Origin of the sequence: Lentzea xerophila (assembly GCF_051094245.1) — a bacterium.
GTDB classification, from domain to species: Bacteria; Actinomycetota; Actinomycetes; order Mycobacteriales; family Pseudonocardiaceae; genus Lentzea; species Lentzea xerophila.
Window position 1 is genome coordinate 7,211,049 of the sequence record NZ_CP194934.1, and the last position, 13,236, is coordinate 7,224,284.

A 13,236-nucleotide genomic window follows, 5' to 3' on the forward strand; every position below is an offset into this window, starting at 1 on the left:
AGGCACGTAATGCTCGCCTGGATACCTCCTGTCCTCATGCGCCCCGGCTCGCCGATTCCGCTGGCCCCGCGCGGAACCGCGTCGGCAGGGGTGGGCGACGGGTGGCTCGGGGACTACCTACGCGACCCCGGCGGCGCCCTGCTCACACTGCTCGGTCATCTGCGGGATGCGGCGATCGCCTGGGGACCGATCGCGGCGCCGGTCCTCGTGGTCGGCATCGCGGGGTGCATGGTCGGCCGGCACCGGTGGGCGCGACGTTGTCACGCGCGGCTGGTCGCCGACGCCCGTCAGATCACCGTGCTCGCGCCGCCCACCGTCGATCCTGCGGGCGGTGCGGCGTTGTGGTCCAACCTCGTCGGGCTGCTGCGTCCGGCCTGGCGCCGCTGGTTCACCGGGCAGCCGCACGTGGCGTGCGAGTACGTGTTCTCCGAGGCCGGTGTCGCGATCCGGCTGTGGGTGCCTGGCGTGATCCCTCCCGGTCTGGTCGAACGCGCGGTCGAGGCCGCCTGGCCCGGCTCGCACACCCGTGTCGGCACTGCCGAACCGCCCCTGGCGCCACCCGGTGACGGGCAGCGGCGGCTGGTCGTCGGTGGTGAGCTGCGCCTGGCCCGGTCCGAGGCGTTGCCGATCCGCACCGACTTCGACGCCGATCCGCTGCGGGCCTTGATCGGCGCTCCCGTGGGTCTGGGCCGCGATGAGTACGCCTGCGTGCAGATCCTGGCGCGCCCGGTCACCGGCCGTCGCGTCGCCCAGGCCCGCCGCGACGCGCGCCGAGTACATACCGGTGGCTCTGCCCGCGTGGTCGGATGCCTGCTCGACATGGTCACTCCCGGCGTGAAGACCAGTTCGGCTCGGCGCACGGCGAAGACCGGGGTGGTGCATATCGATCCGCAGACGTCGCTGGAGTACGCGGCGCACAACCGCGCCATTGTCGCCAAGCAACGCGGCTCCCAGTACGAGACGGTCATCCGCTACGCCGTCGCTACCCTCCTGCCCGCCGACGCGGCCGACGCCGAGGTCCGTACCGCGGGCGATGTCGCCCGCGGCCGGGCACATGCTCTCGCGGCGAGCTTCGCCTCCTACACCGAGCACAACTACTACACCCGCCGCCGTCTACGCCACCCCGGCACCGTGCTGGCCGACCGGCGCCTGCGCAAAGGCGACCTGCTGTCCGTGGGTGAACTGGCGGCTATGGCGCATTTGCCGACGGACGAGGCGATCCCCGGCGTCCAGCGGGCCGGTGCCCGCGCGGTCTCCCCGCCACCCGGCATCGCCGCCCCCGGACCCGAGGCCAAACGGATCGGCGTCACCGATACCGGACATGAACGCGCCGTCGCGCTGCGCGTCCCGGACGCGCGGCACCACCTGCACGTCATCGGCGCGACCGGCTCGGGCAAGAGCACGTTGCTGGGCAACATGATCCTGGCTGACGCCGAAGCCGGGCGCGGCATCGTGCTGATCGACCCCAAGGGCGACCTCGTCACCGACGTGCTCTCCCGGCTCCCGAAATCGGCCGGCGACCGCGTCGTGCTCTTCGACGCAGACAGCAAGAGCCGACCGCCCTGCCTGAACCCGTTGGACGGCGGGGAAACCGACCTGACCGTCGACAACCTCATCTCGGTGTTCCGGCGGATCTACTCCGCCTTCTGGGGGCCGCGCACCGACGACGTGATGCGGGCCGCCTGCCTCACCCTGCGCACCCAGGAAGGCGTCCCCACCCTCGCGGACCTGCCGAAGCTGCTCGCCGATCCCGCCTTCCGATCCCGAGTCACGGCCGGGGTCGCCGACCCGGTGCTGCGCGGATTCTGGTCCTGGTACGAGGAACTCACCGACTCCTCCCGCAGCCAGGTGATCAGCCCGCTGATGAACAAGCTGCGCGCGTTCCTGCTGCGGCCGTTCGTACGCGACGCCATCGCGAGCGGAGCTTCCACTGTGGACATGCCTGGAGTGCTCGACGGCGGGATCTGTTTGGTGCGCATCCCGAAAGGCTCCCTCGGTGAGGAAACCACCAGGCTGGTCGGGTCGCTGGTGGTCGCACGCACCTGGCAGGCCACCACCGCCCGCGCCCGCATTCCGCAACGCCAGCGTCAGGACGCCTCGCTGGTGATCGACGAGTGTCACAACTTCCTCAACCTGCCCTACCCGATCGAGGACATGCTCGCCGAGGCACGGGGCTTCCGCGTCGCGATGACCCTGGCACACCAGCATCTCGGCCAGCTGCCCCGTGAGCTACGGGAAGGCATGTCCACCAACGCCCGCAGCAAGATCTTCTTCAACGCCTCCCCCGAAGACGCCCGCGAGCTGTCCCGGCACACCGCACCCCGGCTCTCCGAACACGACCTGGCCCACCTCGGCGTCTACCACGCCGCCGTCCGCCTCGTACTGGGCGGCGAGGAAGCACTGCCGTTCACCATGCGCACCCAACCACTCCCCCGCGCGATTCCCGGCCGCGCACGAGAAATCCGCGCCATCGCCCGCCACACCCTGCGCAGCCGTGCTCCCGGAGCCAACCCGCTCACCTCCGATCCACAGAACCCCAACCGGCCTGCGCACCGACCCACCACCACATCGCCGCCGGCACAGCCCGCCAGCGTCCGCCGAGGTACGTCCAGCGCGAGGGCAGGCAGCACCGATCCCCGCCGCCAGCAGTCCTGATCCGCACAGTCCGCACACCACGGCATCGGGCGGAAGTTCCTTATCCGTACAAACTTTCCGGAGAGTCGCGCCATGATCACAAATCCGACGCGCCAGCGCGCGCTGCGCGGTCACCTAGCATCGCGACCGACCCCACGTGCCGCGAACAACGCCGACCACCAGGCGATGCTGGCCGGGCGGCTGACACCGCGCGACCGGTGGATCATCCGAATGCTGCACGAACACCGCGTGCTCACCGCGAACCAGATCACCGCTCTCGCCTTCCCGTCCTTCCGGTCCGGACGGATGCGGCTGCGAGAGCTGTTCCAGTGGCGGGTGGTCGACCGGTTCCAGCCGTTCATCAATTCCGGTACCGCGCCGATGCACTACGTCCTCGCGCCCGCCGGGGCCGCGGTGCTGGCCGCCGAGGACGGCCTGGACGTCAAAGAGCTCGGCTACCGGCACGACCGCGCCTTCGGTATCGCTCACTCGCTGCGCCTCGCGCACACGGTCGGCGTCGCCGAGTGGTTCACCGCACTGGTCGACCACGCCCGCCGCAGCGCCCCCGCAGAACACACCACGCTCGCCGCCTGGTGGTCAGAGACCCGCTGCGCACGGCACTTCGGCGACCTGATCAAACCCGACGCCTACGGCCGCTGGGCCACCGGCGGCAGGGAGATCGAGTTCTTCCTCGAGTACGACTTCGGCACCGAGGTCCTGGCCAAGCTCGCCGGAAAGCTGGTTGGCTACACCAACTTGGCCGCAGCCACCGGGATCACCACCCCGTTGCTGGTGTGGGTCCCGACCTCACGCCGCGAGGCCACGGCCCGCCGGCTGCTGGCTCGTGCCTGGCGCGAGCTCGCCGACCCGCGTGCGGTGCCCGTCGCGACTGCAGCAGCCGAACTGCTCAACCCCGCAGCCCCGCACCCCAGCCCTGCCGACAAAGTCTGGCTGCCCCTCGACGCCACCAGCAGCACCGCGCAATCCGGGCTAGGAGCTAGGCGGGAGCTGCACCGGTTGCTCGATGTGTGGCCGTATGTCACCCCGCACAGCACCGATGCGGGCAGCGAGTCGCTACCCGGACCGGACTTGCCGATGCTGCTGAAGATCCCAGCACCGGCGCCGATGCCGCCGACACCGATCTCGCGCGGGCCAAGCACAGGGACGGCAGATCAATGAGCACCAAAGTCGTTGCCACCGCTGTAGGGGTAGCTCTGTTCATTCCCATCCTGATCGCCGCCGGGGTGTCCGGCGCGATCACCGCTGTGTTCGGCGACAGCAGCCCCGTGGACTGCGCCGCGATCGGCACCACAGCAAGCGGTGCCGCCGGTTATGACACCGACCAGATGGCCCACGCCGGCACGATCGTCGCAGTCGGCAAGCAGATGAACGTCCCCACCCGAGGCTGGGTGATCGCCATCGCCACCGCGATGCAGGAATCCGGTCTGCGCAACCTCGACTACGGCGACCGCGACAGCCTCGGACTCTTCCAGCAACGCCCCTCTCAAGGCTGGGGCACTCCAGCACAGATCATGAACCCCACCTACAGTGCCACCCAGTTCTACCAGCACCTGCTCAAGGTGCCTGGATGGCAGACGATGAGCCTGACGGTCGCCGCGCAAACCGTCCAACGCTCCGGTTTCCCCGACGCCTACGCCCAACACGAGCCCGCTGCACGGATCATCGTCGCTGCCGTCCACGGCGCCACTTGCACCACCGGCACCGGAACATGGACCGTTCCCGCACCAGGCCGTTGCAGCTCCGGATTCGGGCCACGAGACGGAGGCTTCCACCACGGCCAGGACATCGCCGCACCCACCGGCACCACCATCGTCGCAGCCGACGACGGCCTGGTAATCGACGCCGGACCAGCCAGCGGATACGGCCTCTGGATCCGCATCCAACACCCCGACGCAACGATCACCACCTACGGACACAACAACCGCAACGTCGTCCACACAGGACAAACAATCCTCGCCGGCCAACCCATCGCCGAAATCGGCGACCGAGGCCACTCCACCGGCCCCCACCTGCACTTCCAAATAGAAGTCCGCGGCCAAGCCATCGACCCCGTCACCTTCTACCGCCAGAACGGCATCGAGCTCTGCAGCTGAACCAACCGAACGGTCCGCAGACGCACACGTACCTCACCACTCGGGCAATCTGTCGTGCAATGCTCACGCGCCATCGCATTCCACCTGTCCCGACTCGTCCACGTACCAGACTTCGATGCGCACTTGGCGGAGCACGCCGTGACGCTCAGCGTGAAGGTCCCGGTATCGCTGCTTGTCCGGAACCGCCATAACGACGCGATCATCCGCGTGCGTCTCCCGCAACCTCAATGCACTGCTGAGCGCGCCGGCGAACCAATGACTCGCCTGCAGGCTCGGTCGCGTTGGCTTCGTCTCGTGAGCACGCCTAGGGTCCGCGTACTTGGCGGACGGCCAACCCTTGACCTCGATGTGCAGAACCGACCCCTGCCAAAACGCAACGACATCAGTGCCACGTTGCCGCGCCGCGGTATCGACCTGGGATCGAATCTCGGCTCCATGCGCCTCCAGCCATCCCACGACGGCCTCCTGAACCGCACCTTCCCAGGGCCACGCCTTAGGCGAGGTGGCAGGCACCGGCACCGACACCGGCTCGAGAGGAGCCTGCTGGATGCCGTCGCGTAGCCGATTGAGGATGGGACGGTCGGCGCCGTCTCGCGCGATCATGCCTTCCACGGCCAGCTGGCGACAGATCTGGTTGACGGTTTGATGCGTTGCGCGAGGATGCAGCCGGACAAGTTCTCGCGCGATCTCGGCATCAGTCATTCCGGCTGGAGATCTTGCCAAGATGCGAAGGACATCCGCCCGCTGCGTCACGCACCGAGTCCACCACCTTCACCGGCCTGGGTCCAGCATCCTTGCTGCGCGCAAAGAGCACCCAGCTGCCAGCTGACATGCGAAAACGTTGAGCTACCGCTGCTCCGCCGAGGAGCCTGTCGCCTGTCGGTGGCCAGTCGGATTCCCCGCTGGCCGGCTACTTAGCAAGGGAAGCTATCTGGCCGCGGTGTCAGTGCGGTGCGTGACGGCAATCGGAGCATGTGAGGTTGCGGGTTCTTCAGTCCCAGTAGTTGAAGAGCGCTTCGCCGAGGGTGCCGGGCCGCCAGTGCGTGATGTCGTTTGACGAGATATGGGGCCAAGTCGTGGCGTCGAACGGGCCGTTCAGCTCGGACGGGGTGCGCACCTGAGACCCCGGCAGCAGCGCGGCCAGTACAGCCACCAGCTCAGGGGCGTCGACAAACGTCAGCGGGCCCGACTCCCCGACGCCGTCGACAAAGTCGATGGTCCGGGGCTCTGCGAGAGCCAGCACCGCTGAGTCGCGCGTGCAGGCGACGGCGACCGTGCGCTCGCGGTAGGCGATAAGCCCCTGGTGGAAGTTGGGTGTCACGTCGCCGGCGAGGCGGAACTCGATCACATTGCCGCCAGTGCGACGGGCAGCTTCGTAACAGGCGTTCCGGAAGTTGCGGACGTCCGTCATCCAGTGAAGATACCCGCGCTCGGTGGCCCTCGGTGCCCGGACGCGGCGAGTCAGCCGAAGCGGGACACACGATCACCGCAGCCAGGCACGTCGTGACCATGCGTTCAGACCTGAGAGAAACTCGCTCGCGTCGCCCACGACGCAGCTGCAACGCTTTGCACGTGAATGACCAGAGGCCAGCGGAATGCGTCTTCTGCGCCATCGTCGCCGGAGAGGCCGAGGCGAGCGTGGCATATGCAGATGATCGAGTCGTTGCGTTCATGGACCTCGGCGCGGTGACGCCGGGGCACGTCCTCGTAGTGCCACGGCTGCATGCCATCGGGCTGGAAGACCTGGACGAGGAGACGAGCACACACGTCTGGAGGATCGGCCACCGCGTCGGCCGCGCCCTTCGACGCTCTGGCCTGCGCTGCGAGGGCGTCAACGTGTTCCTCGCCGACGGAGAAGCCGCCTTCCAGGAGATCTTCCACTTCCATCTGCACGTCTTTCCACGCTTCCGCGGCGACAGCTTCCGCATCGACGCAGACTGGGCCACCCGTGCTCGCCATCTGCTCGACGAAGAAGCTCGGTCCGTTCGCCAGGGGCTATCACTCACGTCAGTCTCGCCATCTCATCCACCCACATGGTGAACGCACCCGAACCCGGCGCCGTTGTGCGCATCGATCCGATCGGGCGCTACCTTGCCGCTACGCGTCCCACATCTCGAACTGCGTCAGACAGTCCTGAGGCCAAGCCTCTATTCTGGGCATGCGGCCAGAAACGCCTTACCGTTGTCGGTATACGGCTCCTCGACTCTCGTGACCGGGAATCGTGACCTCGCCTCAGTCAGCAGCCGCCGCGCGATCCCCTGGCGCTGCCATTCCGTCGCAGTCCAGATATGGCCCACTGACTCATAAGAGCCATCGTCGTCGCGGTCGTACAGGATGACAAAGCCGACAATGTAGCCGCTGTAGAGCCACGGTTCGTCGCCACCGACAGCGCGTGTCGGAGCCAGCATCAGCAGCCACACGCCCGCCTCTCCTGGCGGGAAGTCCCATCTGCACGCTCGCTTGTAAACCAATGCAGCACGTTCGAGAGCGCTACCTGCCCAGCGACCGGCCGGACCTTCATATGTGGTCGCGTTGAGGTCGGCGCCGAAGTCGTGCGGGCCATCGTCCAGATCAAGGCCAGCGATGATCGGCTGCCAGTCGCCGTCCTGACGCGGTCCTTGCCATGAGACGCGCGAGCCCAACTGCGCCACGGTCACGAGGTCTGCGAGTTCGACCAGGGTTCCGAACCCTGTCAGCACGTCCAGAAATGACGCTCCCTCCTCGGTATCGACGGTTTCTCCAGGCAAGAGGGATTCAAGAGCCTTGTACGCTGTCCGATACGCAGCCTCGATCTTCGGCGCATCCGGAAACTTGTAGTCGCTCATCAGGTGTGCCACTCCCCGTGCATGCCGACGCCGCTGCCGATGTCGGCGCGCACTGCTTCGAAGACCAGGCCGCCGACACCGAACTCTTCGCAACGTTACCGGTCGGCTTCAAGCAGCGGAGGGTGCACACGGCCGAGCCTGTGCGGGGCCGACAGTGCCAGGACGTCCAGGCTCAACGGCCGTGGGTGAGTGACACATCAGTAGTTCCCTTTGCAGCCATTGGCTCTACTCCCAGCAATGCGGCGGCTGTAGTCGAGAGTTCGCGGCTTACGACGTCCGGGTCACAGCCCACCCTCGGAAGGCGAGCCCTGATCGCGGTCTTGGACCGTTCCATGTGCTTGGCGAGACTGTTGATGCGCTCCGCCGCGTTCTGGTCACCTGGCCGCATCCAGGCTTCCCGTAGTTCGGCGTCGAGGGCTGGGGTCCACGGGCTGTTGGCGTTCGCGTGGCGGTTCGGTCGGCCCCGCAGGCGCGTGTGCGCGGTGAGGACACGGCCGAGAAGCTTCCCGATCGTGGCACCGCCCTCGACTGGCAGGCGAAGACGACCGTCGGCTACAACCTCCCCCGACTCCGTCGCTCCAAGCAGGTCGATCACCAGCAAGTCTTCGGAATCCGCGGTTGCGGAGAGCCTGTAGTTGATGTCGCCGAATCTGATCTCGTTGTGAAAAGTGGATGTCATGTCAGCCTCCTGTGACTCGGTTCGGTTGGCGCGATCCTTGGCCATTTCCCATACATGCCTTGGGATTCGGGCTGTGATCGCACGTCCACATGTATGGACGCTTCGTCGGCGCACCGTTGTCAATGAGCGCTGTGCGATGCAACGGCGAATGAACCCGTGTGGGGGAACGAAGCGACACCAACCAAGCGACCTGCCGCCGAAAATCGACAACCGTCCACACCAGACGGATGTCTTGGTCCGCAACCGCTTGACTTCAGGGACCGAAGGAAGCGTCCATAGTCGTGTAGCCCGAACACTCCGGCAGCGCACCGGGGGCCACAACCCGCTCCGGCCGGGGCATGACCACGCCATCGCGATCACGTACACGAATCGAGGGACGTCATGCCCAGCAAGACCCGCACACCCCGCACTACCGCTGACACGACGGGATCCGCCACGACGCTGCGGTCGGTTCCCGACCAGACCGTTGCCGCGAACCTCCGCACGGACACCGAAGACAAGCTCTGGAAGGCGTTGCACGCCAACCCGAATAGCACCGCCGCCGACCTGGCATTGTTGGCGCAGATCGGGAAGTCAACCGCACCGAAGATCCTCGCGAAATGGGCCTCGGATGGCGCCGTCACCCGCACCCCTGGGATCGCCGAGGGTGGTCGGCGTGCTGCCGACCTGTGGTCGATCACCGATGTCGACAGCGCCCCGGTGCTGGCGGATACGGCTACTACGAAGGATTACGACGCGGCAGACACCACACAGACCGAGCCGGACGCTTCCGTCAGGCAGGACACCACTCCGGATCATCCCGACGCCGACAGCGTCACGGTTGCTGAGGAAGACAGCGTCGACGTTACAGACACTGCAGCTGACGAGGCACAGGCTCCGGTCAACTCCATAGCGATCGACGCTGTTGAGGCAGAACCTGTCGTCGCCGAGGTGAGCGCTCCTGAAGCCGTCGACGGCGGTGGCGGCACGACGACGGAACGCGGGGTGGCATTGATCAGCCAGAAGACCGCGCGGCTGGCAGCCGGTGCGTTGCGCGGGATGGTCGAGGACTACCTGCGTGACCACCCCGGCGAGGAGTTCGGTCCTGCCGCGATCGCGAAGGCCCTGGACGGGAAGTCATCGGGCGCGGTGAGCAACGCACTGGACAAGCTGGTCGCAAACGGTACAGCCGCGCAGACCAACGACAAGCCGAAGCGTTTCGCCCTAGCTCTGACGCAGCGGACGGCGATTCCGGTCCCGACCAGTTAGCCCGCGTCTGTGTCAGGCCATGCCGTGTCCCGACGGGAATCGCCTTGGCGATTCCCGTCGGGACACGGCATTTCCGCTTGCCTGCGGGTGTGCGCTCGTCTGCTTCACACCAGGTAGATCGCCGGGGCAGAGGAGTCGATGGCCGTGGTCTCGGTCGGAGTCTTCGCGGCGCTTACTGCGTCTGGACTGCGTTGTAGAACGACTTCGCGAGTTCACGTAGCGGCCCCCGGCACTCCTGTGACCTCGGCGCCGGTTTGTCGGCGGGCTTGTGCTCGAGAAGCAGCACGGCGTTCTGATCGAGGATCATCAGGGTGCAGCTGCCGTTGTCCTTCGGTGTCAGCCATTTCGCCTTCTCGCCGACCTGCACGTCCTCGGCAGTGCCGTCGTCGGCCGGGTCGGAGCCCGGTTTGGAGGGCACGTCGTAGGCTTCACGAGCCTTGAGCCCGCCTCGGCCGGCGCTGGCCGGATACGAGATGTCACCAACGTCGTCTCGCCAGGCCGACACTTGCAAGTTCACCCGCGGCCAGTCGGGTATGCGCTGGAACTCGCAACCGGTGAGCATGTCGGACACTGAAGGCTTCTCGTTGCCTGACCGCAACGGCGGCAGGCCCGTCACCTTGTCTGTGACCTGCCGACAGGTCGGGAGTGCTGTGTATTTGGCCTGCACGAGCGTGGACGGTGGTGTGGTGGACGTCGGCGGCGCGATCGACATGCTTTCCGGCCTGCCGATCACCGTGCCGCCACCGGTGCACGCCGTCACACTCAACGCGAACACAACCGCACCCACGATCCCTGCGGATCGGTTCACTGCGCCCCCAGTCCCTTCCACAAGTCCTCTTCCGGATCCTCCTGGGCACGCGGACGACGCCGGGGCGGGTTCACCGGTGCCGTACCTCGATCCGAGGTGAGCCCGGCATCGCCGAACACCTCCCACAGGTCCTGCTGCAGTTGTCCGACGCCAGCCTGCGAGATCGCAGCGGTGTTCGCCGTCAGGCCGACCAATGCTCCGTTGCGGATCTGCAGTGTCACAAGGCCATACGGGCTGCGTAGTGCCGTCACCTCGTGTGACACCTTGTCCGCGTTCTCGCGGGCTTCGCGCAACTGCCGGCCGATGGTGGACTGCTCTTCCCTGATCTGAGCCAGCCACGTGTCCATGTCGGGCATGCTGGACCAGCTCTGAAAGCTGACCGGCTCGGGTTCCTCGCGGCGATCCCGACGCGCTTGGCGCTCGACCGTGGCGGCGATCCGCACCGCGTCGAGGTAGGTCATCATCAGCGCCTGCCCGAACTCTAAGACGGGCAGCCGTGACTGCCAGCTGCTGCTCACGTCGAACCGCAGCACTTTTCCGTCCGGGTCCACGATGACCCACAGCGACCTCGAGGCGTCGCTCGCCTTGTAATCGTCGGCCAGCACGGAGGGCAGCTCCGGAGCTGGCGACATCCTGGTCGCGGCGATCGGCGGTAGGTGCAGCTCGGCCAGCTTCAGGCTGCTCAGTTCCTTTTCCAGCATGTTCTCAGGTCACCGCCTGTGGCCAGGCTTCGTTGGGAAACGCTCCGTTGCTGGTACGCGTGCTGAGCATGTCTCGCATGAATCCGACGGTGTTGGTGTAGTACTCCACGCTGTCACCAAAGACCGTCACAGCGGAGGCCACCAGTTCCCCGCAGATCTCGGCGGCGTCGCCGATCGCTTCCAGCGCACCGATGATCGTGCCCGCGGAGATCAGCGCCGAGACGGCTTTGGCAACGAAGTTGCCGATCCTGTCCGCGTAGGTGTTGAGCAGCTTGATGTTCGTCTGGGCGACCTGAGTCAGCCACTTGCTGATGGCCTCGGCCTTCGGGGCGAACTGGTCGAGAGCCTTCTGCTGCCGGGCGAGTACCTGCGAGTTGTAGTACGTGGCAGCGGGACCGGTCCACTGGCCGAAGCTCTTGTTCTCGCTCTGGTCTCCCGCTCGCGCGGCGATGTCGGAGACGGGCTTCTGCATCACGGTGAGCCAGTCAAAGCTGGCCTGGATCAAGCCGATGATCGGGGCGTGGTGCTTCAGAAAGCCCAGCATCACCCTGGCGAACTTGTCCACGTAGTCACGCAGCTCGTTCAGCGCTCGCTCCAGCCCGCCGAAGTAGTCCGGCGCCAGGTAGATGAGCGGGTTGGTGTTGATGTTGTGGACACCCTTGTTGAAGTTGTCGATGAGGAGGTTCACCGCCTCACCCGCCAGGCGGAACGAGTCGTTCAACGCCTCGATCAACGCCGGATAGTGAGACGCTTCAGGACTGCTCATATCCCCCGGTTCCCCCGAACCTAGTAGACCTGATCCAGGTCAAGCTCGACGATCTCTTCGTTCCGCTCATATGTATCGGCTATCTTGATCAGGGTTTCACCGATCTCTCTGAACTCTGTTTCCGCCTCAGAAGCGAGCTTCTCGATGTAGGACCGCATGTCCTCGTACGAACGCTGCAGCTCCTCCGGAGGCGTCGGGAGATCCAGCGGAAAGACAGCGAAAGTGATCGCATCGGCAGCGAAGAACGCCATCGGCGACAGAGTGAGTCCGGATAGTGCGCTACGCACCGTACTCATTTCGGAGGCGAACTCGTCCCACTTGGCGGCCTCCTTACGCACCGCCGAGGTCACCACCTGATAACCAGTCATCGGCCCTCCCCGTCCAGCCCGAACCGTGCGGCTCTCTCAGGCATCAGCAGCCAAGCTAGCGCAGAACCGGCAACCGGACCGGAGTTATCGCAAGAGCACGCCCAAAGGCACCTGAGTCAGTGACCGGCGTCTCGACCGGGCGACTCGAGATGAGCCTTGTGAGCAGTGGCTCAGAGGAGATTTTTCGATCGACTGGTGGTTGTCGTCGGTCAGGAGGCGGCCGAAAGAAGGGGAACGAAGGCCGGCGGGGTACTCCAGCGCTGAGAGGTGCGGTCTCTGCGCTTTTCGGGAGCACGTCCGTACACAGGACGAGCAGGCCAACCCTGTTCGCGACACGCACAGAGCACGCGGCTTGAACGGGTTGGTCTTCAGGTCCGGCCACCATACTTGTTGCCCGGTCAACGACTCTGCGGCGTTGGCCGGGCAACGGGCATGCGCGTGGAGCTCGAAGATAGCGGCTAGTTCAGGCGCGAACGGGGCCTGACCCGAGTACACCGTCCCAGCGGGCCGGTGTCGTGTTTTCCGGCACCATCTCACGACAGTGCGCAGCGGGGAGGTGTCTCAGCGGTGTGCGTGCTCGAACTCCTCGATGATGCTGGCGGGGATGCGTCCCCGATCGGCCAGCGTGTGTCCGTTGGCCTTGGCCCACTCACGGATGGCCTTTGTCTGTTCCTTGGTCCTCGACTCGGCCACGATGGCGTGGGTGGTCCTGGTGACTCGCTTGGAGCGGCCTGCCGTGCGACGAGCTTTGGTGACGAAGTCGGCCACAGCATCGCGAAGCTTGGCAGCATTGTCGGCCTTGAGGTCGATCTCGTAGGTGATGCCGTCCAAGCCGAAGCTGACGGCCTCGACATCTTCAGCAGCGGTACCATCGAGATCATCGATGAGCTGCACAAGCACTTTCTGTGCCACGGCGATACTCCATTGCTTCCGAGTGGATTCGATTTGAACGACTGACCTTAGCAAAACTTCGCTACATAGCGACGAAAAGACATAAGGCTTTCACATAAGCGCGGAGCTTCCGGGTAGTGATCGACATGTCCTGCCGCGATCGGAACTCGGGCCAGGCAGGGGATGACCTGGCGGTCGTTTT

The 13,236-nt window shown here is 66.0% G+C and carries 14 protein-coding genes; 5 read left to right on the top strand and 9 right to left on the bottom strand.

Annotated features, from left to right (window positions below; all coding sequences use genetic code 11):
* Positions 1 to 9 precede the first annotated feature (9 nt).
* From ACRSBM_RS34395 to ACRSBM_RS34405, 3 genes are all read left to right on the top strand, one after another.
* Positions 10 to 2,655: a type IV secretory system conjugative DNA transfer family protein gene (locus ACRSBM_RS34395; protein WP_434450125.1), complete on the top strand. Its 2,646-nt coding sequence runs from the start codon at positions 10 to 12 to the stop codon at positions 2,653 to 2,655.
* 72 nt (positions 2,656 to 2,727) lie between these two features.
* Positions 2,728 to 3,813, top strand: a complete 1,086-nt coding sequence (locus tag ACRSBM_RS34400; RefSeq protein WP_434450127.1) for a replication-relaxation family protein — start codon at positions 2,728 to 2,730, stop codon at positions 3,811 to 3,813.
* Positions 3,810 to 4,748, top strand: coding sequence for a M23 family metallopeptidase (locus ACRSBM_RS34405; protein ID WP_434450129.1), 939 nt, complete (start codon positions 3,810 to 3,812; stop codon positions 4,746 to 4,748). The genes ACRSBM_RS34400 and ACRSBM_RS34405 overlap by 4 nt, the downstream gene beginning before the upstream one ends.
* A gap of 63 nt (positions 4,749 to 4,811) precedes the next feature.
* Here ACRSBM_RS34405 and ACRSBM_RS34410 read toward each other — a convergent pair whose 3' ends face one another.
* A complete protein-coding gene (locus ACRSBM_RS34410) occupies positions 4,812 to 5,450 on the bottom strand; it encodes a hypothetical protein (RefSeq protein ID WP_434450131.1) in 639 nt (212 codons plus the stop codon).
* A 289-nt stretch (positions 5,451 to 5,739) separates the two neighbouring features.
* Positions 5,740 to 6,159 carry a hypothetical protein gene (locus ACRSBM_RS34415; RefSeq protein WP_189155665.1) on the bottom strand — a complete coding sequence of 140 codons (420 nt, stop codon included), beginning with the start codon at positions 6,157 to 6,159 and terminating at the stop codon, positions 5,740 to 5,742.
* A 161-nt stretch (positions 6,160 to 6,320) separates the two neighbouring features.
* Here ACRSBM_RS34415 and ACRSBM_RS34420 point away from each other — a divergent pair, with 161 nt between their 5' ends.
* A complete protein-coding gene (locus ACRSBM_RS34420; protein WP_434450133.1) occupies positions 6,321 to 6,788 on the top strand; it encodes an HIT family protein in 468 nt (155 codons plus the stop codon).
* Between the two features lie 107 nt (positions 6,789 to 6,895).
* Here the strand turns inward: ACRSBM_RS34420 and ACRSBM_RS34425 are convergent, their stop codons facing one another.
* Positions 6,896 to 7,573, bottom strand: coding sequence for a GNAT family N-acetyltransferase (locus ACRSBM_RS34425; RefSeq protein WP_434450135.1), 678 nt, complete (start codon positions 7,571 to 7,573; stop codon positions 6,896 to 6,898).
* A gap of 172 nt (positions 7,574 to 7,745) precedes the next feature.
* Complete coding sequence (locus ACRSBM_RS34430) at positions 7,746 to 8,297, bottom strand: hypothetical protein (protein ID WP_434450137.1); 552 nt, start codon at positions 8,295 to 8,297, stop codon at positions 7,746 to 7,748.
* Positions 8,298 to 8,633: 336 nt separating this feature from the next.
* Between ACRSBM_RS34430 and ACRSBM_RS34435 the strand changes: the two genes are divergently transcribed.
* A complete protein-coding gene (locus ACRSBM_RS34435; protein WP_434450139.1) occupies positions 8,634 to 9,500 on the top strand; it encodes a MarR family transcriptional regulator in 867 nt (288 codons plus the stop codon).
* 172 nt (positions 9,501 to 9,672) lie between these two features.
* Here the strand turns inward: ACRSBM_RS34435 and ACRSBM_RS34440 are convergent, their stop codons facing one another.
* The 5 genes from ACRSBM_RS34440 to ACRSBM_RS34460 all read right to left on the bottom strand — a co-directional run bounded on the left by ACRSBM_RS34440 (position 9,673) and on the right by ACRSBM_RS34460 (position 13,055).
* The gene (locus ACRSBM_RS34440; RefSeq protein ID WP_434450141.1) at positions 9,673 to 10,287 is read right to left on the bottom strand and encodes a hypothetical protein; all 615 of its coding nucleotides are present in this window, start codon (positions 10,285 to 10,287) and stop codon (positions 9,673 to 9,675) included.
* A gap of 17 nt (positions 10,288 to 10,304) precedes the next feature.
* Positions 10,305 to 11,009 (bottom strand): hypothetical protein, encoded by a 705-nt coding sequence (locus ACRSBM_RS34445; RefSeq protein WP_434450143.1) that lies wholly within the window; start codon positions 11,007 to 11,009, stop codon positions 10,305 to 10,307.
* Positions 11,010 to 11,013: 4 nt separating this feature from the next.
* On the bottom strand, positions 11,014 to 11,775 hold the full coding sequence (locus tag ACRSBM_RS34450; protein WP_434450145.1) for a hypothetical protein: 762 nt from the start codon (positions 11,773 to 11,775) through the stop codon (positions 11,014 to 11,016).
* A 20-nt stretch (positions 11,776 to 11,795) separates the two neighbouring features.
* On the bottom strand, positions 11,796 to 12,143 hold the full coding sequence (locus tag ACRSBM_RS34455) for a hypothetical protein (RefSeq protein WP_434450147.1): 348 nt from the start codon (positions 12,141 to 12,143) through the stop codon (positions 11,796 to 11,798).
* 561 nt (positions 12,144 to 12,704) lie between these two features.
* Entirely contained in the window at positions 12,705 to 13,055 is a 351-nt protein-coding gene (locus ACRSBM_RS34460; RefSeq protein ID WP_434450148.1) for a histone-like nucleoid-structuring protein Lsr2, read from the bottom strand.
* Positions 13,056 to 13,236: the final 181 nt, after the last annotated feature.